Here is a 23,496-nt window from a genome sequence, read left to right as displayed (position 1 = left end):
AACACCCGCCCTGGTGCACATCGTGGTGAATGGCACCCCCCTGCAGGTGCCCCCAGGGACCAGCGTCGCCGCCGCGCTGGCGCAGCAAACACCCGGCACCACACGCACCTCGGTCACCGGCGCGGCGCGGGCACCGCTGTGTGGCATGGGGGTGTGCCACGAATGCAGAGTCCGCATCCACGGCCGCACCCGCCTGGCGTGCCAGACGGTCTGCACCGAGGGCATGTCGATTCACACCGATGTCGGCACAGCACCCGGGAGCGCCACACCATGAACCAGCCCGTGACCCCACCCATGACCGAGCAACACTCGGCGCACGAGCGCTGCGACATCCTCATCATCGGCGCGGGCCCTGCAGGTTTGGCCGCAGCCCTTGCTGCTGCGCCCAGCGGGGCAGCGATCAACATCGTGGACGACAACCCGCAGCCCGGTGGGCAAATCTGGCGCGACGGCCCCCAGGTGGTCTTGCCCGCCCTGGCGCAACAGCACCGCGCGGCGCTGGCCCGGCACACCAACATCCGCCTGCTGCCTGCCACCCGCGTGGTGGGCCTGGGTGATTCCCAACCCAGCGACAAGGCCCCGGCCCTGCTGCTGGAAGACGCTGACCGGGGCTGGACCCAGCACAGCCACCGCATCATCCTGTGCACCGGAGCCCGCGAGCTGCTGCTGCCCTTTCCGGGCTGGACGTTGCCCGGTGTGACGGGTGCAGGCGCCTTGCAGGCCCTCATCAAGGCAGGGCTCGACGTGCGCGGCCAGCGCATCGTCATTGCAGGCACAGGCCCTCTGCTGCTGGCCGCTGCCGCCACCGCCAACAAAGCTGGTGCCACCGTGGTGCGCGTGGCGGAGCAGGCGCCGTGGAGCGCGCTCGCTGGCTTTGCAGCGCAACTGCCGCGCTGGCCTGCCAAGGCGTTGCAAGCCCTCACGCTGCTTCACCCGCAGTTGCGCGCCAGCAGCCATGCGCTGGAAGTCCAAGGCACCACGCAGGTGCAAACAGTGAGGCTGCGCAAAGGGCAACACGCCGAAGAAACCATGGCCTGCGACCGCGTGGCCTGCGGGTTCGGGCTGGTGCCCAACACCTACCTGGGGCAGATGCTGGGCTGCGCATTGGGCGGGCCGTTGAGCGGTGGCCAGGGCCTGGCTGTCGATGCACAGATGCGCACCAGCGCGCCCGGAGTGTTCGCCGCGGGTGAAGCCACCGGCTTTGGCGGCAGCGAACGTGCACTGGTTCAGGGCGCCATGGCAGGACATGTGGCAGCGGGACAGGTGCAACAGGCCCAGGCGCTGCGCCCGCAGCTGACACGCTGGGAGCGCTTTGCGCAGGCGTTGCAGGCTTCTTTTCCACTGAACGAAGCACTCAAAACCCTGGCGCAGCCTGGCACCCTGGTGTGCCGCTGCGAAGACGTGCCCTACGCTGCACTGGCCGATCGCAACGGCTGGATCGATGCCAAGCTCCACACCCGCTGCGGCATGGGTGCGTGCCAGGGGCGCATTTGCGGCGCTGCCGCACAGCACCTGTTTGGCTGGACGCCTGCGCCCCCACGGCATCTGCTGGCGCCCACACGCATTGGCACGCTGGCCGCCTGCACGTCCGCGCCCACCACCAGCGCTCAGCGCGGGCCCGCAACTCCCTCGGGCTGACGCGCGCGCAGCCGTTTTCCCCCGTCCTTCCTTTCAGGGCTTACCCGCACCCAGCAGGCATCCATCTTGCTTTTAAATATATTTGTTAGATATTAAAAAGCACCAGGCTTTTCTTTCATCGCTGCGCCCTCCTCCCCAGGAACCCCATCATGCCCACGCCCAACAGTCCACCCGCCCCGCAATCTCCGGCGCCGCGCGCTCCCGTCCGCTGGGTGCTGGTGCTGTCCACGCAGGTTCTGCGCATGGAGCGGCATCTGCTCACCGCCCTCATGACGTTGCTGGTGCTGCTGATCCTGCTCAACGTGGTCACGCGCTACACCGGCATGCCCATCTACTGGGTGGACGAGGCGGCTGTCTACACGGTGGTCTGGCTGACCTTTGTGGGCGCCTCGGTCATGACGCGGCTACGTATGGACTTTGCCGTGACCATGCTGACCGACCACCTCGGCGCGCGGGGCGCCAAGGCATTCAAGGTGGTGGCCACCTCCGGCGTGCTGCTGTTTGGCCTGGCCATGCTGGTGATGTGCTGGGTGTGGATGGACCCCATCGGTATTGCGCGCTACGGCTTTGACGCCAAGGAGTTTGCCGCCGAGAGCTTCAACTTCATCTACACCGAGCGCACCCAGACGCTGAACTGGCCCACCTGGGTGCTGCAACTCATCCTGCCGATTTTCTCGGCCACCTTCAGCGTGCATGCACTGGCCAACCTGTTCGAAGACATGGGCGCCGCAGAGCGTGTGCAGCACGCGGGCTTCGACGTAGTCAACGCCGACGCCGTGAACTGAGCGCCCCTACGCCCGCAAAACCCATCAGAGCCCGACCATGATCACCACCCTGTTCTTCCTCGCCGCCTTGATGGTGGGTGTGCCCATCGGCGTGTGCCTGTGCCTGTCAGGCGCGGTGTACATCCTCAGCATCGGCAGCCCGGTGCTGTTCCAGTCGTTCCCCATGCAGATGTTCGGCGGGGTGGACAGCTATGGCCTCATCGCCATCCCGCTGTTCATCCTGATCGGCGAGATCATGAACAGCGGCGGCATCACGCGGCGGCTGGTGGACCTGTCCATGGCCTTCATCGGCTCCGTCAAAGGGGGGCTGGCCTACGTGAACATCCTGGCCAACATGCTGGTGTCATCCATCATCGGCTCGGCCACCGCGCAGGTGGCCATCATGTCGCAGGTCATGGTGCCCGAGATGGAAAAGCAGGGCTACGACAAGACCTTTGCGGCGGGCCTCACGGTGTACGGCGGCATGCTCGGGCCCATCATCCCGCCCTCGGTGATGTTTGTGGTCTACAGCGTGCTGGCCCAGGTGGCCGTGGGCGACATGCTGATTGCCGGCATCCTGCCCGGCGTGCTGCTCACCGTGCTGTTCTTTGTCGTGATCGCGCTCATGGGCTTTGTCTACAACTACCCGCGCAGCGAAAAGCGCACGCTGGCCCAGCGCGCGCGCACCGTGGTGCAGGCCAGCCCCACGCTGCTGATCCCCATCATCATCGTGGGCTCCATCCTGAGTGGCCTGGCCAACCCGACCGAATCTGCCGCCGTGGGTGCGCTGGTGTCGGCGCTGGTGGGTCGGTACGTGACCAAGGAGTTCCGCTTCAACGCGATGCCCGCCATCCTGCTGCGCTCAGCCATTTACTCGGCCATCGTGCTGTTTCTGGTGGCGGCGGCGGCCGTGTTCTCGTGGTTGCTGATCTACGGCAAGGTGCCGCAGATGGTGGCCGCCTGGGTGCAGACCGTGGCACACGATCCGGTCACCTTCTTGCTGATCACCAACGTGATCCTGCTGGTCATCGGCACGGTGATCGACGGCATCCCCGGTCTCATCATGACCGCGCCCATCCTGCTGCCGATTGCCACCGAGGTCTATCACATTGACCCGCGCCACTTTGGTGTGGTGATCGTCGTCAACCTGGTGCTGGGGCTGATGACTCCGCCCGTGGGCCTGAGCTTCTTTGTCGCGTCGGCCGTCACCGGGGCCAAGCCCGGAAAGATGTTCATCGTCACGCTGCCGTTTTTCATCATCAGCTGCGTGGCGCTGGTGATGTTGTCGCTGTTCCCCAGCCTGTCGCTCGGTTTGCTCAAGTAGCCCGTCGAGCAACAGATCCCCCGTCCCCCTCCCAAGGTTCTTTCACACGGAGTTCACCATGACGACCACGCCCGCCCACACTGTCACCCGCCGCCATTTCATCCAGCGCCACGCCGTGGCCGCTGCCACCGTCACGGGGCTGGGCTTTCCAGCGCTGGTACGTGCAGCCGATGCCAAGGAGTTTCGCCTGGGGCTGATCACGCCTGCGGGCCACTCCTGGAACCGCGCCGCGCTGCAGTTTGGCGAGGCACTCAAGAAGGAAACCGATGGCCGACTGAGCGTCACGGTCTTCCACTCGGGCCAGCTGGGCAACGAGGCGGCGATGATGCAGCAGCTGCAGTCCGGCGCGCTCGACATGGGCTGGATCCAGGCCGCCGAGCTGGGCTCGCGCGTGGCCAGCATCGCGGCCATCAATGCGCCCTACCTGGTGCGCTCCACGCCTGCCGTGGCCAAACTCGTCAAACACCCCTCTGCCACCAAGCTGCTCGAAGTGCTGCCGCGCGAAACCGGCACCATTGGCCTGGGCTGGGGCATTACCGGCATGCGCGCCGTGTTCTCCACCAAGGACATCAACGTGCCCACCGACATCAAGGGCATGAAGCTGCGCATCAACCCCACGCCCGTGTACCGCGACTTTTATCAAATGCTGGGCGCCGCCCCCACGCCCATCCCCACGCCCCAGGTGTTCGACGCCATGAGCAACGGCCAGGTGGATGGGCTGGAGGCGGACATCGAGTTCTCCTGGAACCAGCGCTTCGACAAGGTGGCCAAGGCCCTGCTGCAGATGAACGCCCTGTTCATGCCGTTCGCGCCGCTGGTCTCCGGCCGCATCTGGCAAGGGCTGGATGCCAAGGACAAGGACATCATCCGCAAGCTGGTGGCCCAGTCGCTGGATGCGCAGATCAATGACATCGTGACCACCGAGGCCGGGCTGATCGAGAAGTTCAAGGGCACGTCCATCGCCTTCAAGACGGCATCGTCGTTCAACCCCGACGGCATCATCCAGGAGTTCGACAAGCTGTGGCTGCCCAAGGCGCCGCAGATTGCCGAGCTGCGCAAGGCGGGCGCAAGCCTCTGACAGTCCGCAAGCGTCACCGGGGCCGCATCCCATAAGATGCGGCCTCCCGCAACGTCCTTCACGCCCGATGACACTCCGCCGCCCCTCCCCCCAGCAAGACCCCGCGCCCAAGCGGCGCGCGGCGGACGTGGCCTACGACGCCATCGAGACCATGATCTCCACGTTGCAGCTGCAGCCCGGCAGCCCCGTGGTGGAGGCCGAGATCGCCGAGAGCACGGGCCTGGGCCGCACACCGGTGCGCGAGGCGCTGCTGCGCATGGTGTCCATCGGGCTCATCGTGCAGCAGCCCCGGCGCGGGCTGCTGGTGTCGCACATCGACCTGGCCGACCACCTGGACGTGATCCAGACCCGCCGCGTGCTGGAGCGCCTGCTGGCCTCCAACGCCGCACGCCGCGCCACCGCGCCGCAGCGCCAGGCCATCGTGCGGTGTGCGGAAAACATGGTGCAGGCCGCAGCGCGCGGCCACCTCGACGACTACATGCTGGCCGACCATGAGCTGGACCTCGTCACCCACCAGGCCAGCCAGAACCACTCGGCCGTCAAATGCGTGCAACCGCTCATCGTGCAGTGCCGCCGCTTCTGGTACGCCTACCAGCACGAAGGCGAGGTGTCAGAGGGTGCCCGCGCGCACATGCAACTGGCGCAGGGCATTGCCAGTGGCGACGAGGCCCAGGCCGTGGCGGGCGCGGAGCAGCTGATGGAGTACCTGGAGCGCTTTGCGCGGCGCATCATCGACCGCTAGGGACCCTCTGCACGAATCTCGCTGGCCAAGTGAGCGCAGCGGAGCGGGAGGGGCTGCAAGGCGCAAAACGCAGCAATAGCCGTAGCTATTGCGAGTATTTGCAACGCTGCAGACCGCCCGAGCCCGCTGATGCACACGACGCGGTGATTCGTGCAGAGGGTCCCTATGGAGCAGCCCCCCCCGGGGCCACGGGCAGCTGCGTCAATCACTATCTATTTGATAGCAATCCAGGCATATTGCACTAGCGCACCCGCCCCAAAACGCTTCAAACCGCGTACTCAGGCCAGGGAACTGCCCTGTTCCGCCACCTGCTGGCCCATCTCGATGCGCTGCTCCAGAAAGCGCCACATCCGCTCGTCCTGGCTGAACGCCACGTTAAACCGCAGCCAGCCCGTAGGCCGGGGCTCCACCAGAAACAGCTGACCCGGCCCGAGCATGATGCCCGCACCGGTGGCCTCTTTCGACAGCTCGGCACTGTCGGGCAGGTCGGGGTGCCGGGCCCACAGGTACATGCCCGCCTCGGGCTCGTGGAACAGCTCGAACCCCAGGTTCAGCAAGCGCCGCCCCACCGTGCGGTGCGCCTCGGCCAGGCGTTCGCGCAGCGACTTGAGGTGCTTGCGCCAACGCCCATCCGTCACCACACCAAACGTGATGCGCTCGGTGATCTCTGACGAGGTCAGGCCCGAGATCATCTTGAGCTGCACCAGCTCGTCGAGCAGGTCACGCCGCGCAGCCAGAAAGCCGGTGCGCAGGTTGGGCGAAATCGTCTTGGAGAAGCTGCCCAGGTAGATCACGCGGTTGAGCTGGTCCAGGCTGGCCAGCGAGGGACGCACACCGGGGTCCATGTCGGCGTAGATGTCGTTCTCCACCAGCATGAAGTTGTGCTGCTCGGCCAATTGCAGCAGCCGGTGCAGGTGCGCCACCGATGCCACCGAGCAGGTGGGGCTTTGCAGGCGCGGCTGCGTGAAGAACACCGTGGGCTGGCGCTCGGCCAGCAGAGTCTCCAGTGCGGGCAGGTCGTAGCCGGTGGCGGTGCGCGGCACACCCACCACTTGCGCTCCCGCAAAGCGCAACATGAACAGCAGGTTGGGATAGCCGGGGTCGTCCACCAGCACCACATCGCCAGGCTTGACGAGACGACGCGCCACCAGGTCCAGCGCCTGGCTGGAGCCCTGCGTGAGCAGCACCTGGTCGGCGTCCACCGCCAGATGGTGCTCGGCCAGCGACTCGGCCACCACCATGCGCAGCGCCATGTGGCCGTGCGGCAGGCCATAGCCGTCCAGCTCGGGCCCGTCGGACGACAGCTGGCGCATGCTGCGTTTGACCGCATCGCCAAACAGCCAGTCGTGCGGCAGCCAGCCGCAGCCCGGTTTCATGGGCAGGTTGCGGTTTTCAAAAATTTGTTTGAGGTACCAGCGCGCATCAAAGCGGGGCACGGCCCGCTCGGGCGCACCAGTGCCGGGCGCAGCGCCCTCGTCGCCCCGCCGCTTCACAAAAAAGCCTGCGTTGGCCCGCGACACCAGCCAGCCCTGCGCCACCAGGCGGTCGTAGGCCTCGACCACGGTGAACACGCTCACGCCGTGCGCAGCGGCAAAAGCGCGGATGGACGGGAGTTTGCTGCCGGGTTTGAGCACCTGCCCTGCGATGAGCCCCCGCAGACCATCGACGATCTGGCTGACCAGAGGTGTCTGGAGGTCGGGGCTGAGAGTGAGCATCAGGGGAGCAAAAAAGGGGGCGAATTGTGCACTGGGTTGGCGCACACCAAATCAGGGATTGCCTGTACAGGATTCTAGACCTGCACAGTGCGCGCCAAACAGCGCTGCGCTGTACATGGACGGGCCGTGGCGTGGATTCCAGAATTCGCCCCATTCCTGGTTTTCATTCCCTTTTTGTCCTTCACAGCCACCGCCCACACCATGCAGCAAGACCGCCATTTCACCAACGCCGCCCTCCTCACCCGCCGCCACGCCGCCGTGGCCCGGGGCGTGGGCCAGGCCCATGAACTCTTCATCCACAAGGCCCGCAACGCTGAGCTGTGGGATGTGGAGGGCCGCCGCTTCATCGACTTTGCCGGTGGCATCGCGGTGCTCAACACCGGCCACCTGCACGCTGGCGTGATCGCCGCCGTCAAGGCCCAGCTGGACCTGTACACCCACACCTGCTTTCAGGTGGTGGCGTACGAACCGTACGTGGAAGTGTGCGAGCGCCTGAACACGCTGGCCCCCGGCGCGTTTGCCAAAAAGAGCCTGCTGCTCACCACCGGCGCCGAGGCCGTGGAAAACGCCATCAAGATCGCCCGCGCCTACACCAAGCGCCCTGGCGTGATCGCCTTCACGGGCGGCTACCACGGCCGGACCAACCTCACGCTGGGCCTCACCGGCAAGGTCGTTCCGTACAAGGTGGGTTTTGGTCCGTTCCCGGGTGAGACCTACCGCGCGCTGTTCCCCAACGCACTGCATGGTGTGAGCGTGGAGCAGGCCCTGCATTCGGTGGAGCTGATCTTCAAGAACGACATCGAGCCCGAGCGCGTGGCCGCCTTCATCGTCGAGCCCGTGCAGGGCGAAGGCGGCTTCTATGTGGCCCCGCCCGAGTTCATCACCGGCCTCAAGGCCCTCGCAGACCGGTACGGCATCCTGCTGATTGCCGACGAAGTGCAGACCGGCGCGGGCCGCACGGGCACGTGGTTCGCCTGCGAACAATGGCCGGTGGCCCCCGACCTCATCACCGCCGCCAAGTCGCTGGCGGGCGGCTTCCCCCTGTCGGGCGTGGTGGGCCGCGCTGACATCATCGACGCGCCTGCAGCTGGCGGCCTGGGCGGCACCTATGCGGGCAGCCCGGTGGCCTGCGCGGCAGCCCTGGCGGTGATCGATGCGTTCGAGCAGGAAAACCTGCTGGCCCGTAGCCAGGACATGGGCGCGCTGCTGGTCAGTGCCCTGAAAGCAATGGCCGCCAAAGTACCCGCCATCGGCGACGTGCGCGGCCTGGGTGCCATGGTGGCGATCGAGCTGTTTGAAAACGGCGATGTACACCGCCCCGACGCCGCATTGACCAAAAAGGTCGTGGCCGAAGCCGCGCGGCGCGGGCTCATCCTGCTGTCCTGCGGCACCTACGGCAACGTGATCCGCATCCTGGTGCCCCTGACGGCATCGGACGAACTGCTGCACGAAGGCCTGGCCATCCTGGCCGACAGCTTCGCGGCTGTGGGCTGAATCCCTTCTCCCTTGATTGCCCCCACCACCATGAACCACGCAGAACCCCTGGTCCGCTTCAGCGGCGTGCAAAAAACCTACGACGGCGAACAGCTTGTGGTGCGTGCGCTGGACCTGGACATCCAGCGCGGCGAGTTCCTGAGCCTGCTGGGGCCTTCGGGCTCTGGCAAGACCACCACGCTGATGATGCTGGCCGGCTTCGAGTCGCCCACCGCGGGCGACATCCTGCTCGATGGCAAGCAGATCACGCGCACGCCGCCGCACAAGCGTAACTTTGGCATGGTGTTCCAGAACTACGCGCTGTTCCCCCACCTCACCGTGGGGCAGAACGTGGCCTACCCGCTCACCGTGCGCAAGGTGCCCAAGGCCGAGCAGGCCGAACGCGTGAAGAAGGCGCTGGACATGGTCCGCCTGTCGGGCATGGCCGACCGCCTGCCCGCACGCCTGTCGGGCGGCCAGCAGCAGCGCGTGGCGCTGGCCCGCGCCCTGGTGTTCAACCCCCAGCTGGTGCTGATGGACGAGCCCCTGGGCGCACTGGACAAGCAGCTGCGCGAGCACATGCAGATCGAGCTGAAAGAGCTGCACCGCCAGCTGGGTGTGACCTTTGTGTACGTGACCCATGACCAGGGCGAAGCCCTCACCATGAGCGACCGCGTGGCGGTGTTCAACGAAGGTGTCATTCAGCAGTTGGCCGATGTGGAGTCACTGTACGAGACCCCGTCCAACCGCTTTGTGGCGGGTTTTGTGGGCGACAGCACGGTCATCACCGGTACGCTGCAAGGCAGTGGTACGGCGTGGGCACTGCAGTTGCCTGACGGCCAGCGCCTGCCCGGCCTCAATGTGAACCACCTGGCACCCGGCGCCCCGGCCGAGGCCTGCATCCGCCCCGAGCGCATTGCGCTGCATGCCGCCAGCGCCACGCCCCAGGCCCCCGCCCTGCGCGCCACGGTGGCCCGTGCCATCTATTACGGCGACCACCTGCGCCTGATGTGCGACATCGGCGCCGGCCAGGCGCAGGCCACCGTCAAGCTGCCGCTGACCCGCGCCGACGCCAACCCGCACCCCGAACCTGGCGATGCGGTGCTGCTGGAGTTCCCCACGGAGTCCGTGCGCATCTACGCCCCGACCACCGTTCACTGAACCGCATTTTTTGTTCCCCGTCCCCTTCCCTCAACCCTAGGAAACCGCACCATGAAAAACAAGAGCCTGATCGCCTGCGCTGCCCTGTCTGCCTGCCTGGCCCTGCCCAGCCTGGCGCAGCAGCAACTCACCGTCGTCAACTTCGGCGGTGCCAACGCCAATGCACAAAAGAAGGCCTTCTACGAGCCCTACGAAAAGGCAGGCAACAAGATCGTGGCCGTGGAGTACAACGGCGAGCAGGCCAAGGTCAAGGCCATGGTCGAGGCCAAGAAGGTGACCTGGGACGTGGTCGAGGTCGAATCGCCCGACGCCGCGCGCGGCTGCGATGAAGGCCTGTACGAAAAGCTGGACTACAGCAAGATCGTGCCCAAGGCCGACCTGCTGCCCGCTGCGGTGAACGAGTGCGCCGTGGGCATCTTTGTGTGGTCCACCGTCATGGCCTACAACGGCGACAAGCTCAAGACCCCACCCACCAGCTGGGCTGACTTCTGGGACACCAAGAAGATCCCGGGCAAGCGCGGCATGCGCAAGGGCGCGCGCTACAACCTCGAATTTGCGCTGCTGGCCGATGGCGTGAAGCCCGCCGACGTGTACAAGGTGCTGGCCACCAAGGACGGCGCCGACCGCGCGTTCAAGAAGCTGAGCGAACTCAAGCCCAACATCCAGTGGTGGGAGGCCGGTGCCCAGGCGCCCCAGTTCCTGGTCGCAGGCGATGTGACCCTGACCACGGTGTTCAACGGCCGCATCGACGCCGCCAACCGCGAAGGCCGCAACCTCAAGATCTACTGGCCCGGCGGCATCTACGACCTGGACTACTGGGCCATTCCCAAGGGCACACCCAACAAGGATGCTGCTGTGAAGTTCATCGCCTTCACGATGCAGACCCCACAGCAAGCCGCCTATGCACAGAACATTGCCTATGGTCCGGCCAACACCAAGGCCCTGGCGTCGCTGGACAAGAAGGTGCTGGACGACCTGCCCACCTCGGCCACCAACGCCAAGGAGGCCCTGCAGTTCAGCGTGGGCTTCTGGGCCGACCAGGGCGAGGCGCTGGAAAAGCGCTTTGCCGCCTGGGCCACGCAGTAAGCCTGCGCCCGCCCGCCTGAGCCATGAGCCCACACCAGCAGCAGACAGAGCCCACCACCATGCAAGCCCACTCCGGCGTGATCGCCATGAACGCCCCTGATATGGCCCCGCACCGCGCACAGGACAGCCACGCCCCCGGCGCGCTGCGCAAAGCCTTGGCACGCGCCGAAGTGCGGCGCAAATGGCGGGCGTTCAGCCTCACGCTGCCCTTGCTGGTGTTTCTGCTGCTCACGCTGCTGGTGCCCATTGCCGCGCTGCTGCAGCGCGCGGTGGAGAACCCCGAAGTGGCCAACGCACTGCCCGGCACCATGCGTGCCCTTGACGGCTGGGACCGGCGCGACGCACCACCGGCGGCGGCCTACGCCGCGCTGGTGGGCGATCTAGCCCGCCTGCCCGACCGTTCGGACGCTGGAGCCCTGGCGCGCCGGCTCAACTCCGAGGTGCCGGGCGCACGCTCCATGGTGATGGGGGCCTACCGCGACCTGCCTTTTGAAGGTTCTGCCGACGCCATCAGGGAGCGCCTGCTGGGCGCCGACCCCCGCTGGGGCGAGACTCCCTTCTGGCGCGCCATTGCCAAGAACGGCGCCCGCTGGACGCCCGACTACCTGCTTGCATCGGTGGACCTGCAGCGCGACGCACTGGGCCAGGTCGAGCGCATGCCCGAGGAGCAGCGCGCCTTCGGCGGCATCCTGCTGCGCACGTTCCACATCAGCCTGGTGGTCACACTGGTGTGCCTGCTGGTGGGCTACCCGCTGGCCTGGTGGCTGGCCTCATTGCCTGCGCGTTCGGCCAACGTGCTGATGATCCTGGTGTTGGTGCCTTTCTGGACCTCGATCCTGGTGCGTGTGGCCGCTTGGATCGTGCTGCTGCAATCCGAAGGCCTGGTCAACCGGGGCCTGATGGGCCTGGGCGTGATCGAACAGCCGCTGGCGCTGCTGTTCAACCGCACGGGCGTGGTGATTGCCATGGTGCACATCCTGCTGCCGTTCATGATCCTGCCGCTATACAGCGTGATGAAAAGCGTGCCGCCCACCTACTTGCGTGCGGCGGTGTCGCTGGGCAGCTCGCCCATTGCCGCGTTCTTTCGGGTGTATGTGCCGCAAACCTACCCCGGCATTGGCGCGGGTGCCCTGCTGGTGTTCATCCTGGCCATTGGCTACTACGTCACGCCCGCGCTGCTGGGCGGGGCCGATGACCAGATGCTGAGCTACTACATCGCCCGCTACACCAATGTGGAAGTGAACTGGGGCATGGCCTGCGCGCTGGGTGCCCTGCTGCTGGCTGCCACGCTGCTGCTGTACGGCGTGTACCGCCGCATTGGCAAAGCAGAATTGAGTCTGGGCTGATCACTCCCTCCAAAGCTGAAAGTCGCTGCCCATGTTTCGCCTGCCCCAATTCCCCCTGTACGCCACGTTGGCCGACAAGCTCGGCTGGTGGGCCGTGCGCGCGCTGTGCGTGTCCGTGCTGGTGTTCCTGCTGGCCCCCATCCTGGTGATGGTGCCGCTGTCGTTCTCCGAAAGCTCTTTCCTCGCCTACCCCATCCACGGCTGGTCGCTCAAGTGGTACCGCAACCTGTTCGAGTCGGCCGAATGGGCCCGTGCCACGCGCAACAGCTTCATCGTGGCGCCCGCAGCCACGCTGATTGCCACTGTGCTGGGCACCCTGGCCGCCGTGGGCCTGTCGCGGGCGGACTTTCGGTTCAAGGGACTGCTCATGGCCATCCTGATTGCCCCCATGGTGGTGCCCATCATCGTGGTGGGCGTGGCCACCTACCTGTACTTCGCGCCGCTGGGCCTGGCCGACAGCTACTTCGGCCTCATCATCGTGCACGCAGCCCTGGGCGCACCCTTTGTGCTGACCACCGTGCTGGCCACGCTGGCGGGCTTCAACCACAACCTGGTGCGCGCCTCGCTGAGCCTGGGTGAGACACCGCTCAACACTTTCTTCCGCGTCACGCTGCCGGTGATTGCGCCGGGCGTGATCTCCGGCGCGCTGTTTGCGTTTGCCACCTCCTTTGACGAAGTGGTGGTCACCCTCTTCCTGGCCGGGGCCGACCAGTCCACGCTGCCGCGCCAGATGTTCAATGGCATCCGCGAGAACATTTCGCCCACCATTGCCGCCGTGGCCACACTGCTCATCCTCTTCACCACCAGCCTCTTGCTGGCGCTGGAGTGGCTGCGGGGCCGGCGCGCATGACGGCGCAAGCCGTGTTCAACCATGCACGCATCCACACCCATGCCCCTGTTGCCCGTGCCACTTTGGCGACGCATGGCGCAGCCCCGCCCATGCTAGCCTTTGGCTAGATGTACGCGGGTCGTTGGCTACCCGCTCTGCTCCCCTTCTCTTTTCTGCTCGCCCTCTGTTTCGTCACCTCTCCCGGAAGTATTCCCATGGACATGAAGACATCTCCCCTCACACTGCTGAACGACCCCACGCTGCTCAAGACTGACGGCCTCATCAACGGCCAGTGGGTGGCGGGCAGCAGCCGCTTTGACGTGAACGACCCAGCCACGGGACTGAAGCTGGCCGACGTGGCCAATCTGGGCCCGCAGGATGCCGAGGCCGCCATTGCCGCCGCCAACGCCGCCTGGGGCCCTTGGAAGACCAAGACCGCCAAGGAGCGCAGCATCATCCTGCGCAAGTGGTTTGACCTGCTCATGGCCAATCAGGACGACCTGGGCCGCATCATGACCGCCGAACAGGGCAAGCCCCTGCCAGAAGCCAAGGGCGAGGTCGCCTACGGCGCGAGCTTTGTGGAATGGTTTGCCGAAGAGGCCAAGCGCGTCAACGGCGAGACCCTGCCCCAGTTTGACAACAACCGGCGCCTGCTGGTGCTCAAGCAACCCATCGGCGTGTGCGCGGCCATCACGCCATGGAACTTCCCGCTGGCCATGATCACCCGCAAGGTCGCGCCTGCGCTGGCTGCGGGCTGCCCCGTGGTCATCAAGCCGGCCGAGCTGACACCACTCACCGCCCTGGCCGCCGCCGAGCTGGCCATCCGCGCGGGCATTCCGGCCGGTGTGTTCAACATCCTGCCCGCGGACAGCGACAACTCCATTGCCATCGGCAAGGTGCTGTGCGCAAGCGACGTTGTGCGCCACATCAGCTTCACGGGGAGCACCGAAGTGGGCCGCATCCTGATGGCGCAGTCGGCCCCCACGGTCAAGAAGATGTCGCTGGAGCTGGGCGGCAATGCGCCCTTCCTGGTGTTTGACGATGCCGACATCGACAGCGCCGTGGAAGGCGCCTTTGCCAGCAAGTACCGCAACGCGGGCCAGACCTGCGTATGCACCAACCGCTTTTACGTGCAGGAAGGCGTGTACGACGAGTTCGTGGCCAAGTTCGCCGCCAAGGTCAAGACGGCCAAGGTAGGCAATGGCTTTGAAGCCGGAGTGAACCAGGGCCCGCTGATCGAGGAAGCGGCTCTGGCCAAGGTGCAGCGCCACGTGGACGACGCGCTGGCCAAGGGCGGACAGGTGGTGGCTGGCGGCCAGCGGCTCAAGAGCCTGGGCTCCGGGCAGTTCTTCGAGCCCACGGTGGTGGCCAATGCATCGGCCGACATGCTGTGTGCCCGCGAAGAAACCTTTGGCCCGTTTGCGCCCGTGTTCAAGTTCAAGACCGAGCAGGAAGCCATCGACGCAGCCAACAACACCGAGTTCGGCCTGGCCAGCTACTTCTACAGCCGCGACGTGGGTCGCATCTTCCGCGTGACCGAGGCGCTGGAATACGGCATGGTCGGTGCCAACGTGGGCATTCTGGCCACAGAGCACGTACCCTTTGGCGGCGTCAAGCAGTCGGGCCTGGGCCGCGAAGGCTCGCACTACGGCATGGACGACTATGTGGAGATCAAATACCTGTGCCTGGGCGACATCCAGAGCGGCCAGTGAGCGGATGCCCCGGGGGGCTGTCGCTTCGCTCTGCCGGTGAATAGCTATTATTTTTATAGCTTTACAGGCAGATATTTCTAGCGCTTCGAGCCCAAAATGTCTGAAAGCGCAGTTGGATTGCGAGTCTGCAGCGAGGGGCTTACACGCAGCGGTAGATCACTTCAAAGCGACTGACCTGGGCCAACAGTTCTGCCCCCAGGCCATATCGCGCGCAGTGTTTTTCGGCCGCATTGAGGGCTCCGTCAGGGCCCAGCGTTGAATTTTCCCAGTTGATGGATACCGACTTCCCGTTGCCAACAACAACGAACGGCGCGGGGGGTGTGTAGGCGCAGCCAGCCACACCTGCGGCCAGCACCGCCCGCCAGAGCCAAGCCGTCAGAGTCATCGGTTTCATGTGCGCGTCCATGCGGCCCGCAGTGTATCGGATAGGACTGCGGGGTGGACTCAGCGTTGTTGCGGCCCCCCGCTCAGCCACAGCCGCTTGATCTGCAGACCGGCCCACACCGCAAAAAATACGGACAGCCCAAACACCCAACCCGACAGCGCGCCCGCCATGCCGCCGGACAGCAGCGTGCCAATGGTGCAGCCCAGCCCGGTCATCGCCCCCCAGCCCAGGAACACGCCGCCCGACAGGCCTCGTACAGCATCGAGCCACGTGGGCCAGCGCGGCACAAACTGGCAGCTGGCCGTGGCTGCCACGAACGCCCCCGCCACCAGGCCCACCAACAGCATGGCATTGGGGGTAACCCAGGTGGCCTGCGGCACGGTAGCGCAGCCCGCAAATCCGTCGAGTCCATCGAGCCGGCCTGGAATCCAGCCCTGCCCTTGTGCCCACTGGCGTGCGGCGCTGCCCAGCGTGGCTGTCACGCCCAGGGGTCGCATGCGCACGATGGCAAATGCGCCAATCAGCCCCACGACCAACCCGCCTACCCAGTAGTGCCAGCGCCCGGTCCACAGGTTGCGCCACACGGCACGAAGTCTTGGTACGGCAGGGACTGCACCCGGCGCTGATGATGCGGTGGCCTCCTGCGCAAAGCCCCGCCAAAGCCAGGCAGCCACCATGGCCAACCCGCCCAGTTGCACCAGCAAGGCGCCGCCATACCCCAGGTGGGCAGGCAGCCACACCACGGGCGCATCGGCCACACTCAGGCTGTACAAGGGGTTCCAGGTCTTGAAACCCAGGATGAAGCCCAGTGCCGACCCGGCCAGCGCGAACGGCGATACCGTGGCCCCCTCGGCCAGCCGGTACCAGTGCGCGCTGATGCACGAGCCCGACACGACCATGCCGGTACCAAACGACAGCCCAGCCGCTACCAGCACCGAGCTCACGGGGCCGACGTGCATGTCGGGCGGCAGCTTACCCGGCTGGGGCACCGGCACCCAGTTGCCCAGCACCACGGTGTAGCCCACCACCCCCACCGCCAGCGCCAGCACGATGGCCAGCAGCCCGCGCGGATTGCGGTCTTCAAACCAGTCGCGCGCGTGGCAGTAAAAGCAAAAGCGCGAGCGCTGCAGCACGAGCCCCAGCACCGCGCCCGTGATCAGAGCAAAAACGAGCGTGCGCCCGCCTAGCAAGCCCTGAACCGCCTGGGCCGCCCAACCCAATGCCGCCAGCGCTGCAAGCGACGCCAGGGCTCCTGCGCCAGAGACCTTGATCTTGTATGTCATTGCACCGCACCCATAAAAAAAGCCCGCACCAGGCGGGCTGTAAAGGAGACCCCCTACCAAAACTCAAAAGATCTCTTTGTTTTGCATTGCAGCTTCTTCCCAAAAGGTTCTGTCGGTCAGCCCATTCACTTCGCGGCCCAGATGGTGCCCGCCGGGTTGGTGATGGGCACGCCCACCGCATTGCCGTATTCCGTCCACGAACCGTCATAGTTCTTGACGCTGTAGCCCAGGATCTTGGACAGCGCAAACCAGGTGTGGCTGGAGCGTTCGCCAATGCGGCAGTAGGTGATGATGGGCTTGCTGCCATCCACGCCCGCGCTGGCGTAGAGCTTTTTGAGGTCCTCGGCGGACTTGAAGGTGCCATCCTCCTTGACTGCCTGGCCCCAGGGCACGTTAGCCGCGCCGGGGATATGGCCAGCACGGATGCTCAGCTCGGGCACACCGGCCGGGGCAAAAATCTTGCCCGCGTATTCGTCGGCCGACCGGATGTCCACCAGCTTTGCATTGCTCTTGCCCTCTGCCGCAGCCAATGCATCGGACAGGCGGGCCCGCAGGTCGGTGTTCACCTTGGCCACCCGGTAGCTGGTGGCTGCAAACTCGGGCACGCGGTTGTTCAGCGGCTGGTTCTCCGCCTCCCACTTCTTGCGGCCGCCGTCGAGCAGCTTCACGTTCTTGACACCATAGATGTCAAACACCCACGCGCCCCAGGCAGCAAACCAGTTGTTGGTGTCGCCGTACAGCACCACCGTGGTGTCTTGCGACACGCCCGCCTTGGACAACAGGGCCTCAAACGCCTCCTTGCTCACGATGTCACGACGCACCCGGTCGTTCAGGTCCTGGTGCCACGAGAAGTTGACCGCACCCGGCACATGGCTCCGCTCGTACAGGCCCGGGTTCACGCTCACTTCCACAATGCGTAACTGCGGGTTGTCCAGGTTCTGCGCCAGCCACTCGGTGGTGACCAGAGGGCCTGCGGGGATGGGTGTGGCAGCGAGCAAAGTTCCACCGAATAACGCCATGCAGGATGCCAAGGAGGCACGCATCCAGCGGCGTCCAAACCATTGTGATGAGAGAGTGCGTTGGGTTGTCATTGGCATCCGTTCCCTTTCTTTGAAGTGCCTGTGCAGTGCAGCAGGTAGAAGGAATTTAGAGCCCGACGCGATCACACCCAACCAACATGTTCGGCTATGGATATGCGTTTTGCACGCTTGCACAAAGCGCTTGCCAGACGGCTGGCGGATGCTGCCTATAATCCGGAGCGTCGCGGGTGTAGTTCAATGGTAGAACGGCAGCTTCCCAAGCTTCATACGAGGGTTCGATTCCCTTCACCCGCTCCAAATCAATAAAACCTGCCAGGCAGCAATGCCTGGCAGGTTTTTTCATGGGCTGATGTCTTTCTGTCGATGCTCTCTAGCCGCCGAGCTTTGGCACGGCACGGTCCGATGCGGACACAGGCATACGCGCCGTTGTCGCATCCTGGCCCAGGTTGAACCGCGCAATGGCCTCAACCATCTGCTGCGCCTGCGTGCGCAGGCTGCTGGCAGCCGCAGCCATTTCCTCCACCAGCGCCGCGTTCTGCTGCGTGGTCTGGTCGAGCTGCGTGACAGCCTCACCCACCTGGCCAACGCCGGCGGTCTGCTCGCTACTGGCCGCGCTGATTTCAGAGACCATGTCGGCCACGCGCTGGATAGAGCTGACGACTTCCTGCATCGTGGCGCCGGCCTGATCGGCCAGCACCGAGCCCTGTTGCACCATGGCGCTGCTGGCGCCAATCAGCTCCTTGATGGCCTTGGCTTCAGCTGCCGTGCGCTGGGCCAGATTGCGCACCTCGGCGGCCACCACCGCGAAGCCGCGACCTTGTTCACCCGCGCGTGCCGCCTCGACCGCCGCGTTGAGTGCCAGGATGTTGGTCTGAAAGGCAATGCCGTCGATCACGCCAATGATGTCGGCAATCCTCTGGCTGCTGCTGTTGATGTCCTGCATCGTGCGGACCACTTTGGACACCACCTCACCACCCTGCTGGGCAACCCGGCTGGCCCCCACGGCCAGTTGGTTGGCTTGGCTTGCGCTGTCGGCGTTGTGGCGTATGGTGGCGCCCAGTTGCTCCATGCTGGCCGCCGTCTGCTCCAACGCACTGGCCTGACTTTCGGTACGGCCTGACAGGTCCTGGTTGCCCTGTGCAATCTCCGTACTGGCAGCAGATACGCTGTCGGCACTGGTACGCACCGTGCCCAAACTTTCCACCAACCGGACGCGAAAGCCTTCCATGGCCTGGGCCAGAGAGCCGATTTCATCGCGCGACCGGACGGACACCGCGTGCGTGAGATCCCCCTGCGCCAGATAGCCAAGGGCTGTGCTTAGCTGCTGCACGGGGGCACCCACCAGCCTGCGCGTAGCCACCAACAGCACCACAGTGAGCAACGCGAGTGCCACCGCCACACCCAGCCAAAGCCAGGTGAGCACGCCGCGCGCCTCACTCATCATCTCTGTCAAAGGTGCCTCGGCAACGATGGCCCAGCTCCAGGGTCTGTAGTGCTCAACCGCCACGTAGCGGGTGGCGGTATCACTCTCACCGCTTCGACGGGGCGACCAACCGGACTCCAGATCGCCAGAGGACTGGACCGCAGCCAACGACGCCAGCCAAGCCTTGGCGTTGTCGTCCTTGTCATCCAACTTCAGGGACTTGCCAGCGCCGGGCAACCCGAAAACACTGCCCCGTGCGGGGCCTGATGAGAGATTGACGGCATACACAGCACCCGAGGTAAACAATTTTTGTCCCGCCATCACGGTGTCGAGCTTGCCCAGAATGGCACCCATGTCGGAGCCAATGAACAGGATGCCGATGGTGCGAGTCCCGTCGCGGATGGGCTCATACACGGTCATGTACTCACGGCCAAACAGGCTGGCACGGCCGATATAGGTTTTGCCCTCATTCATGAGGGCATAGGCCGGGTGCTTACGGTCCAGCAGGGTCTTGTAAGCACGCTCACCATCCTGCTTTTTGAGGGATGTGGTCACACGAATGAAATCGTCGCCGGTGCGCGCGAAAATCGTGGCCACTGCTCCCGTGCTGTCCTTGGAGAATCGGTCCACCACTTCAAAGTCGCCGTTGACGGAGGCCCCCTGGAAAGACAGCACCGCCTCGGGCTTTCCATCGGCCCCGGGCGACTCTGCGACGGTGAATTGACCTGGGAAATTCGCCTTGAACAGGGTGAAGTCGCGCTTGGCCTGCTCTTGCGCCGTTTCATCAAAGGTCTGGACCAAAGTGCGTACCTGGGCGGCGTATTGCATGGCATCACCACGCGCGAGGCGACCGAAGTCTTTCCAGAGCAGGGTACTGACGATGCCCATCGTGGCCAACAAAACCGCCAACAGACTGAGCAAAGCCGTCAAGGACAGCTTGAAGGCGACGGAATGGCGGGAGCTTGAGGGAATCATCTGGTGCGTTTGGGTAATTTATGCATCGACTTGCATACGGAGAACCAAAGTACCCGAAGTCGCGCAAAAACAAAACCATCGCCAGTGCAATGGCCTTTTTAGGCATAGGGAAAACCCTTGCAAAAACTCACCACAACAACAACTCGCTGCTGCACACAGAAGTGGTCATGCAGGTCTGCGTCGAGGTCCCAGCGTGTTCAAGGCAGGCTCAGCGCCTGTCTGCTTTCAAAAACCCTTTGCACCCCAGTTACGGGATCCACAAACTCAAGAGACCGCGCCAACAGCTGCAGAGGCCGCGAGTAGTCGCCTTCGGGCGGGTCGTTGACGACGGGATAAAAAGGGTCGTTGCGCAGTGGCAGCCCCAGGGCCGCCATATGCACGCGCAACTGGTGGCGCTTGCCAGTGACGGGCGACAGCAGGTACCGAGCCCAGTCGCCTGTGACCTCTAGCACCTGGATATGGGTGTAGCTATTGGGCTCGCCCGACACCTCCTGCATACGAAAGAACTGCGGACTCTCCTCCAACCGGCTGCGGTGGTCACGCGGGAAGGTCAGGTCGGCGCGCCACGGCGCAACGGCCTCGTAATGCTTGATGATCTGTCGATCGCGGAACAGCGCCTGATACGCTCCGCGCGTTGCCTGATGCACTGACAGCATCACCAACCCAGCCGTATCACGGTCAATGCGGTGCAATGGCGAGAGCTCGGGCAGCCCCAACCGCCGTTTGAGGCGTACCAGCAAGGTGTTATGCAGATACCGGCCTGAGGGCGTTACCGGCATGAAGTGCGGCTTATCTGCCACCACCAGATGCTCGTCCTGGTACACCACCGCTTCACTGAACGGCAAGGCGGGCTCGGAGGGAAGGCTACGATAGTAGTAAAGGCGCAGCCCTCCCTCAAAAGCCCGATCAGGCAACACGGCCCGCCCGCGTTCATCCACCACGACACCCGCCTCCATGCGCTCCTGCCACCCTTCACGGGATACGGCCGGCAGCCGCTCTGTCAAAAAATCCAGCATGCTGCCCTGCCCTCGCGCAGGCAGTACCACGCAGCTGGGGCTCACCCCATCGCGCACGGGCAATACATGGGGATGGCGAGGGTTGTGCATGGCGTGCAAATTCTAGGGGGTTGGTCGGCGTCAAGATACGCCAGTCCCGACCGGGGATAGCGCTTCACCCGCGCATACAGGTGGAGCACAAAGCCCATGCAGAGCAACGCTGTAGGACAAGCACGCCAAAAGGCCTTTTGACCAACGCAATCGACGCAAATTTGCGTTCTGCGGGCTAGCATGGCTGCTCTATGACAAGGCCCCAAACGGACCAGCACACCACATCTGCACGCGCAATGGCGACGGCAATGGCACCAGCGGGAGTGACTTCAACGCCTCGCCCGAGGCAGGGCCATAGCAGGGTCCGCATTGCCTGTGGCGTAGCGGGAGTCATGGTAGGACTGCTGCTGATAGGCGCGGTAACGCTGAGCCAGTGGGATTGGAACCGCTCCAAACCCTGGATCAACCAAACCCTCAGCGAGGCAGCCGGACGACAGTTTGCGGTGGAGGGCGATTTATCCGCATCCTGGCACTGGCCACAGCCCCTTGAAGAAGGGTGGCACCGCTGGGTTCCCGGCATCACTGTGCAGGGAACCCAGCTGGTTCTGCAAGACCCGCCAGGATTTGCCCGTCCTGGCAAAGCCGCAACGCCCCAAACCACGGCACGCGCCGAGATGGCGCGCGCATCGCTCAAGCTTTGGCCACTACTGGGGCGGCAAGTGGTCATTGATACCCTGGAGCTGTCTGGCCCGGACATCTCCCTCGCCCGCCTGCGCGACGGTAGCAACAATTGGACACTGCTCCCAAAGAGGGATCCCGATGACGCCACGCCGCGCTGGGCGTTCAGCATTCATCAGCTAGCGGTCCGCGGGGGGCATTTGGCATATAACGACGCCAAGCAAGACCTTGATCTGACCGCCCGCGTCGACACCCTGAGCGAAGGGCAGACAGTCGTTGCATCGGGGAATGCTGCATCGCCTGCGTCTGGCACGGCGAGTGCCTCCAGCACCCCAGTTTATGGCGTGCGCTTCGACCTCAAGGGCACGCTGGGCAAGGCGCGTATCGAGGGTCAGGGTCAGGCCGGCTCTGTGCTCTCGCTACGCGACAAAGAGGTGAACTACCCCCTGCAATTCACCGCCAAGGCGGGCAGCGTAGAAACGGCCGTTCGGGGCATTCTGGCAAACCCTGGTGCGCTGTCAGGAATGGATTTCCAAGTCATGCTCAAAGGCGCCAGCATGGCAGACCTGTATGCACTCACGGGTCTTGTACTGCCCAATACGCCCGCATTTCAGACCCAGGGACGATTGCAGGGCAGTCTGCAACCAGGCCGTGCTGTATGGGACTACCGTGACTTCACTGGTACGGTAGGCCAGAGCGATCTGCACGGCAATCTGCGCTTCGTGTCGGCTGCGCCACGCGGCAAACTTTCAGGCGCTATCACATCCAATCAGTTGCGCCTGGTGGACCTGGGACCAGTGCTCGGTACAGCCACCACGGCGACTGCCCAGCCTGGCCGCAATGGCAAGGTACTGCCCAACGCTGCGTTTGCCACCGATCGCTGGAGCACCATGGATATGGATCTCAAGTTTGCGGGGCAGCGTGTGATCCGACCCAACAGCCTGCCGCTGGAGGACCTTAGCGTGCATGCTGTATTGGACGATGCCGTGCTGCGCCTGGAACCCTTGCATTTTGGTGTGGCCAAAGGCCAGATTGAATCCAAACTGGTGCTGGACAGCCGCAAACGACCGCTGACGGTACACATGGACACCCGCGTGCAAAACCTGCGGCTCGCTGCGCTGTTTCCCGAGGTGGAACTGACCCAAAAAAGCCTGGGGCGACTCGATGGCGCCATGGCGCTGAATGGCCAGGGGAATTCCGTAGCGCAGTGGCTTGGCAGCAGCAGCGGCGAGGCCCGCCTGTATGTGCGCGATGGCACTCTGAGCCGCGAACTACTCGACCGCGCTGCACTCAACGTGGGCAGCATCGTGGTGGGCAAACTGTTTGGCGACAACAAAGAAGTGCAACTGCATTGCGCGGTGGCAGATCTGGCGGTGCGCGAAGGCCTTGCCACGGTCCGCACCGCCAAGCTGAGCACCAACGAGGCGGTGGTGGATGTCACGGGCACCATCGACATGGCAGAGGAACGCCTGAACCTGAGCGTGAAACCAGCGTCGCTGGAGTGGAAGTTCTTCTCGCTGCGCACTCCGCTGTACGTGCGCGGCACGCTGGGCAAACCCGATGTGGGCGCAGAACCAGGCCCCCTGCTGTTGCGCGCCGGGGCAGCCATTGCCGCTGCGGTGGCCGCGCCTGCCGCCTTGGCATTGTTGCCTGTAACGGTACCCGGAGCTGACGACGACGCGCAGTGTGCGCCCTTGCTTGCTCAAGCTACACAACCGGTCAAGGCAGGGCGCGCTGGCGCGCCGGTCGCGCGCACGCCATCACGCTAAAAAACAGTTCAACACCGCCTCGGCGGGTG

Annotated in this window: 19 protein-coding genes and 1 tRNA gene; 14 read left to right on the top strand and 6 right to left on the bottom strand. The window is 64.8% G+C overall.

Annotated features, from left to right (window positions below):
• Positions 1 to 13: 13 nt before the first annotated feature.
• The 6 genes from ATF69_RS09650 to ATF69_RS09625 all read left to right on the top strand — a co-directional run bounded on the left by ATF69_RS09650 (position 14) and on the right by ATF69_RS09625 (position 5,546).
• Positions 14 to 274, top strand: a complete 261-nt coding sequence (locus tag ATF69_RS09650) for a 2Fe-2S iron-sulfur cluster-binding protein (RefSeq protein WP_199737542.1) — start codon at positions 14 to 16, stop codon at positions 272 to 274.
• Positions 271 to 1,638, top strand: a complete 1,368-nt coding sequence (locus ATF69_RS09645; protein WP_244303691.1) for an NAD(P)/FAD-dependent oxidoreductase — start codon at positions 271 to 273, stop codon at positions 1,636 to 1,638. The genes ATF69_RS09650 and ATF69_RS09645 overlap by 4 nt, the downstream gene beginning before the upstream one ends.
• 149 nt (positions 1,639 to 1,787) lie before the next feature.
• Positions 1,788 to 2,423 (top strand): TRAP transporter small permease, encoded by a 636-nt coding sequence (locus ATF69_RS09640; RefSeq protein WP_146870785.1) that lies wholly within the window; start codon positions 1,788 to 1,790, stop codon positions 2,421 to 2,423.
• Positions 2,424 to 2,460: 37 nt separating this feature from the next.
• The gene (locus tag ATF69_RS09635) at positions 2,461 to 3,726 is read left to right on the top strand and encodes a TRAP transporter large permease (RefSeq protein ID WP_146870784.1); all 1,266 of its coding nucleotides are present in this window, start codon (positions 2,461 to 2,463) and stop codon (positions 3,724 to 3,726) included.
• Between the two features lie 58 nt (positions 3,727 to 3,784).
• Positions 3,785 to 4,804: a TRAP transporter substrate-binding protein gene (locus ATF69_RS09630; protein WP_146870783.1), complete on the top strand. Its 1,020-nt coding sequence runs from the start codon at positions 3,785 to 3,787 to the stop codon at positions 4,802 to 4,804.
• A gap of 67 nt (positions 4,805 to 4,871) precedes the next feature.
• Positions 4,872 to 5,546, top strand: a complete 675-nt coding sequence (locus ATF69_RS09625; protein WP_056744569.1) for a GntR family transcriptional regulator — start codon at positions 4,872 to 4,874, stop codon at positions 5,544 to 5,546.
• Between the two features lie 278 nt (positions 5,547 to 5,824).
• Here the strand turns inward: ATF69_RS09625 and ATF69_RS09620 are convergent, their stop codons facing one another.
• The gene (locus ATF69_RS09620) at positions 5,825 to 7,261 is read right to left on the bottom strand and encodes an aminotransferase-like domain-containing protein (protein ID WP_146870782.1); all 1,437 of its coding nucleotides are present in this window, start codon (positions 7,259 to 7,261) and stop codon (positions 5,825 to 5,827) included.
• A gap of 201 nt (positions 7,262 to 7,462) precedes the next feature.
• Between ATF69_RS09620 and gabT the strand changes: the two genes are divergently transcribed.
• The 6 genes from gabT to ATF69_RS09590 all read left to right on the top strand — a co-directional run bounded on the left by gabT (position 7,463) and on the right by ATF69_RS09590 (position 14,868).
• The gene (gene gabT / locus ATF69_RS09615) at positions 7,463 to 8,755 is read left to right on the top strand and encodes a 4-aminobutyrate--2-oxoglutarate transaminase (protein WP_146871095.1); all 1,293 of its coding nucleotides are present in this window, start codon (positions 7,463 to 7,465) and stop codon (positions 8,753 to 8,755) included.
• A gap of 30 nt (positions 8,756 to 8,785) precedes the next feature.
• Positions 8,786 to 9,895, top strand: coding sequence for an ABC transporter ATP-binding protein (locus ATF69_RS09610; protein ID WP_146870781.1), 1,110 nt, complete (start codon positions 8,786 to 8,788; stop codon positions 9,893 to 9,895).
• A gap of 51 nt (positions 9,896 to 9,946) precedes the next feature.
• Positions 9,947 to 10,981 (top strand): ABC transporter substrate-binding protein, encoded by a 1,035-nt coding sequence (locus ATF69_RS09605; RefSeq protein WP_146870780.1) that lies wholly within the window; start codon positions 9,947 to 9,949, stop codon positions 10,979 to 10,981.
• Between the two features lie 101 nt (positions 10,982 to 11,082).
• Entirely contained in the window at positions 11,083 to 12,327 is a 1,245-nt protein-coding gene (locus tag ATF69_RS09600; protein ID WP_146871094.1) for an ABC transporter permease, read from the top strand.
• Between the two features lie 31 nt (positions 12,328 to 12,358).
• The gene (locus ATF69_RS09595; RefSeq protein ID WP_108499256.1) at positions 12,359 to 13,177 is read left to right on the top strand and encodes an ABC transporter permease; all 819 of its coding nucleotides are present in this window, start codon (positions 12,359 to 12,361) and stop codon (positions 13,175 to 13,177) included.
• 194 nt (positions 13,178 to 13,371) lie between these two features.
• A complete protein-coding gene (locus ATF69_RS09590) occupies positions 13,372 to 14,868 on the top strand; it encodes an NAD-dependent succinate-semialdehyde dehydrogenase (RefSeq protein ID WP_146870779.1) in 1,497 nt (498 codons plus the stop codon).
• A 139-nt stretch (positions 14,869 to 15,007) separates the two neighbouring features.
• Here ATF69_RS09590 and ATF69_RS09585 read toward each other — a convergent pair whose 3' ends face one another.
• The 3 genes from ATF69_RS09585 to ATF69_RS09575 all read right to left on the bottom strand — a co-directional run bounded on the left by ATF69_RS09585 (position 15,008) and on the right by ATF69_RS09575 (position 17,555).
• Entirely contained in the window at positions 15,008 to 15,274 is a 267-nt protein-coding gene (locus ATF69_RS09585; RefSeq protein ID WP_146870778.1) for a hypothetical protein, read from the bottom strand.
• 38 nt (positions 15,275 to 15,312) lie between these two features.
• Positions 15,313 to 16,536, bottom strand: coding sequence for a YeeE/YedE family protein (locus tag ATF69_RS09580; protein ID WP_146870777.1), 1,224 nt, complete (start codon positions 16,534 to 16,536; stop codon positions 15,313 to 15,315).
• A 125-nt stretch (positions 16,537 to 16,661) separates the two neighbouring features.
• Positions 16,662 to 17,555: a sulfurtransferase gene (locus ATF69_RS09575; protein WP_208758713.1), complete on the bottom strand. Its 894-nt coding sequence runs from the start codon at positions 17,553 to 17,555 to the stop codon at positions 16,662 to 16,664.
• Positions 17,556 to 17,799: 244 nt separating this feature from the next.
• Between ATF69_RS09575 and ATF69_RS09570 the strand changes: the two genes are divergently transcribed.
• Positions 17,800 to 17,873: transfer RNA gene (locus ATF69_RS09570), tRNA-Gly, on the top strand.
• A gap of 73 nt (positions 17,874 to 17,946) precedes the next feature.
• Here ATF69_RS09570 and ATF69_RS09565 read toward each other — a convergent pair.
• Together ATF69_RS09565 and ATF69_RS09560 are read right to left on the bottom strand one after the other, a co-directional pair.
• Positions 17,947 to 19,887 carry a Cache 3/Cache 2 fusion domain-containing protein gene (locus tag ATF69_RS09565; protein ID WP_280178996.1) on the bottom strand — a complete coding sequence of 647 codons (1,941 nt, stop codon included), beginning with the start codon at positions 19,885 to 19,887 and terminating at the stop codon, positions 17,947 to 17,949.
• Positions 19,888 to 20,171: 284 nt separating this feature from the next.
• Positions 20,172 to 21,080, bottom strand: a complete 909-nt coding sequence (locus ATF69_RS09560; RefSeq protein WP_146870774.1) for a pseudouridine synthase — start codon at positions 21,078 to 21,080, stop codon at positions 20,172 to 20,174.
• Between the two features lie 191 nt (positions 21,081 to 21,271).
• Here ATF69_RS09560 and ATF69_RS09555 point away from each other — a divergent pair, with 191 nt between their 5' ends.
• Positions 21,272 to 23,467, top strand: coding sequence for an AsmA family protein (locus ATF69_RS09555; protein WP_342212239.1), 2,196 nt, complete (start codon positions 21,272 to 21,274; stop codon positions 23,465 to 23,467).
• The last annotated feature ends 29 nt before the right edge of the window (positions 23,468 to 23,496 follow it).

The organism is Acidovorax delafieldii, assembly GCF_007993815.1.
Classification (GTDB): domain Bacteria; phylum Pseudomonadota; class Gammaproteobacteria; order Burkholderiales; family Burkholderiaceae_C; genus Acidovorax; species Acidovorax delafieldii.
Note: the sequence above shows the minus strand (reverse complement) of the source record. Positions and strands in the feature narration are given on the sequence as shown.

Excerpts from the sequence above, each read along its gene's own strand:
- ATF69_RS09645 (WP_244303691.1), top strand. The coding sequence starts at position 271 with ATGAACCAGCCCGTGACCCCACCCATGACCGAGCAACACTCGGCGCAC.
- ATF69_RS09640 (WP_146870785.1), top strand. The coding sequence starts at position 1,788 with ATGCCCACGCCCAACAGTCCACCCGCCCCGCAATCTCCGGCGCCGCGC.
- ATF69_RS09635 (WP_146870784.1), top strand. The coding sequence starts at position 2,461 with ATGATCACCACCCTGTTCTTCCTCGCCGCCTTGATGGTGGGTGTGCCC.
- ATF69_RS09630 (WP_146870783.1), top strand. The coding sequence starts at position 3,785 with ATGACGACCACGCCCGCCCACACTGTCACCCGCCGCCATTTCATCCAG.
- ATF69_RS09625 (WP_056744569.1), top strand. The coding sequence starts at position 4,872 with ATGACACTCCGCCGCCCCTCCCCCCAGCAAGACCCCGCGCCCAAGCGG.
- ATF69_RS09620 (WP_146870782.1), bottom strand. The coding sequence starts at position 7,261 with ATGCTCACTCTCAGCCCCGACCTCCAGACACCTCTGGTCAGCCAGATC.
- gabT (WP_146871095.1), top strand. The coding sequence starts at position 7,463 with ATGCAGCAAGACCGCCATTTCACCAACGCCGCCCTCCTCACCCGCCGC.
- ATF69_RS09610 (WP_146870781.1), top strand. The coding sequence starts at position 8,786 with ATGAACCACGCAGAACCCCTGGTCCGCTTCAGCGGCGTGCAAAAAACC.
- ATF69_RS09605 (WP_146870780.1), top strand. The coding sequence starts at position 9,947 with ATGAAAAACAAGAGCCTGATCGCCTGCGCTGCCCTGTCTGCCTGCCTG.
- ATF69_RS09600 (WP_146871094.1), top strand. The coding sequence starts at position 11,083 with ATGGCCCCGCACCGCGCACAGGACAGCCACGCCCCCGGCGCGCTGCGC.
- ATF69_RS09595 (WP_108499256.1), top strand. The coding sequence starts at position 12,359 with ATGTTTCGCCTGCCCCAATTCCCCCTGTACGCCACGTTGGCCGACAAG.
- ATF69_RS09590 (WP_146870779.1), top strand. The coding sequence starts at position 13,372 with ATGGACATGAAGACATCTCCCCTCACACTGCTGAACGACCCCACGCTG.
- ATF69_RS09585 (WP_146870778.1), bottom strand. The coding sequence starts at position 15,274 with ATGGACGCGCACATGAAACCGATGACTCTGACGGCTTGGCTCTGGCGG.
- ATF69_RS09580 (WP_146870777.1), bottom strand. The coding sequence starts at position 16,536 with ATGACATACAAGATCAAGGTCTCTGGCGCAGGAGCCCTGGCGTCGCTT.
- ATF69_RS09575 (WP_208758713.1), bottom strand. The coding sequence starts at position 17,555 with ATGGCGTTATTCGGTGGAACTTTGCTCGCTGCCACACCCATCCCCGCA.
- ATF69_RS09565 (WP_280178996.1), bottom strand. The coding sequence starts at position 19,887 with ATGGGCATCGTCAGTACCCTGCTCTGGAAAGACTTCGGTCGCCTCGCG.
- ATF69_RS09560 (WP_146870774.1), bottom strand. The coding sequence starts at position 21,080 with ATGCACAACCCTCGCCATCCCCATGTATTGCCCGTGCGCGATGGGGTG.
- ATF69_RS09555 (WP_342212239.1), top strand. The coding sequence starts at position 21,272 with ATGACAAGGCCCCAAACGGACCAGCACACCACATCTGCACGCGCAATG.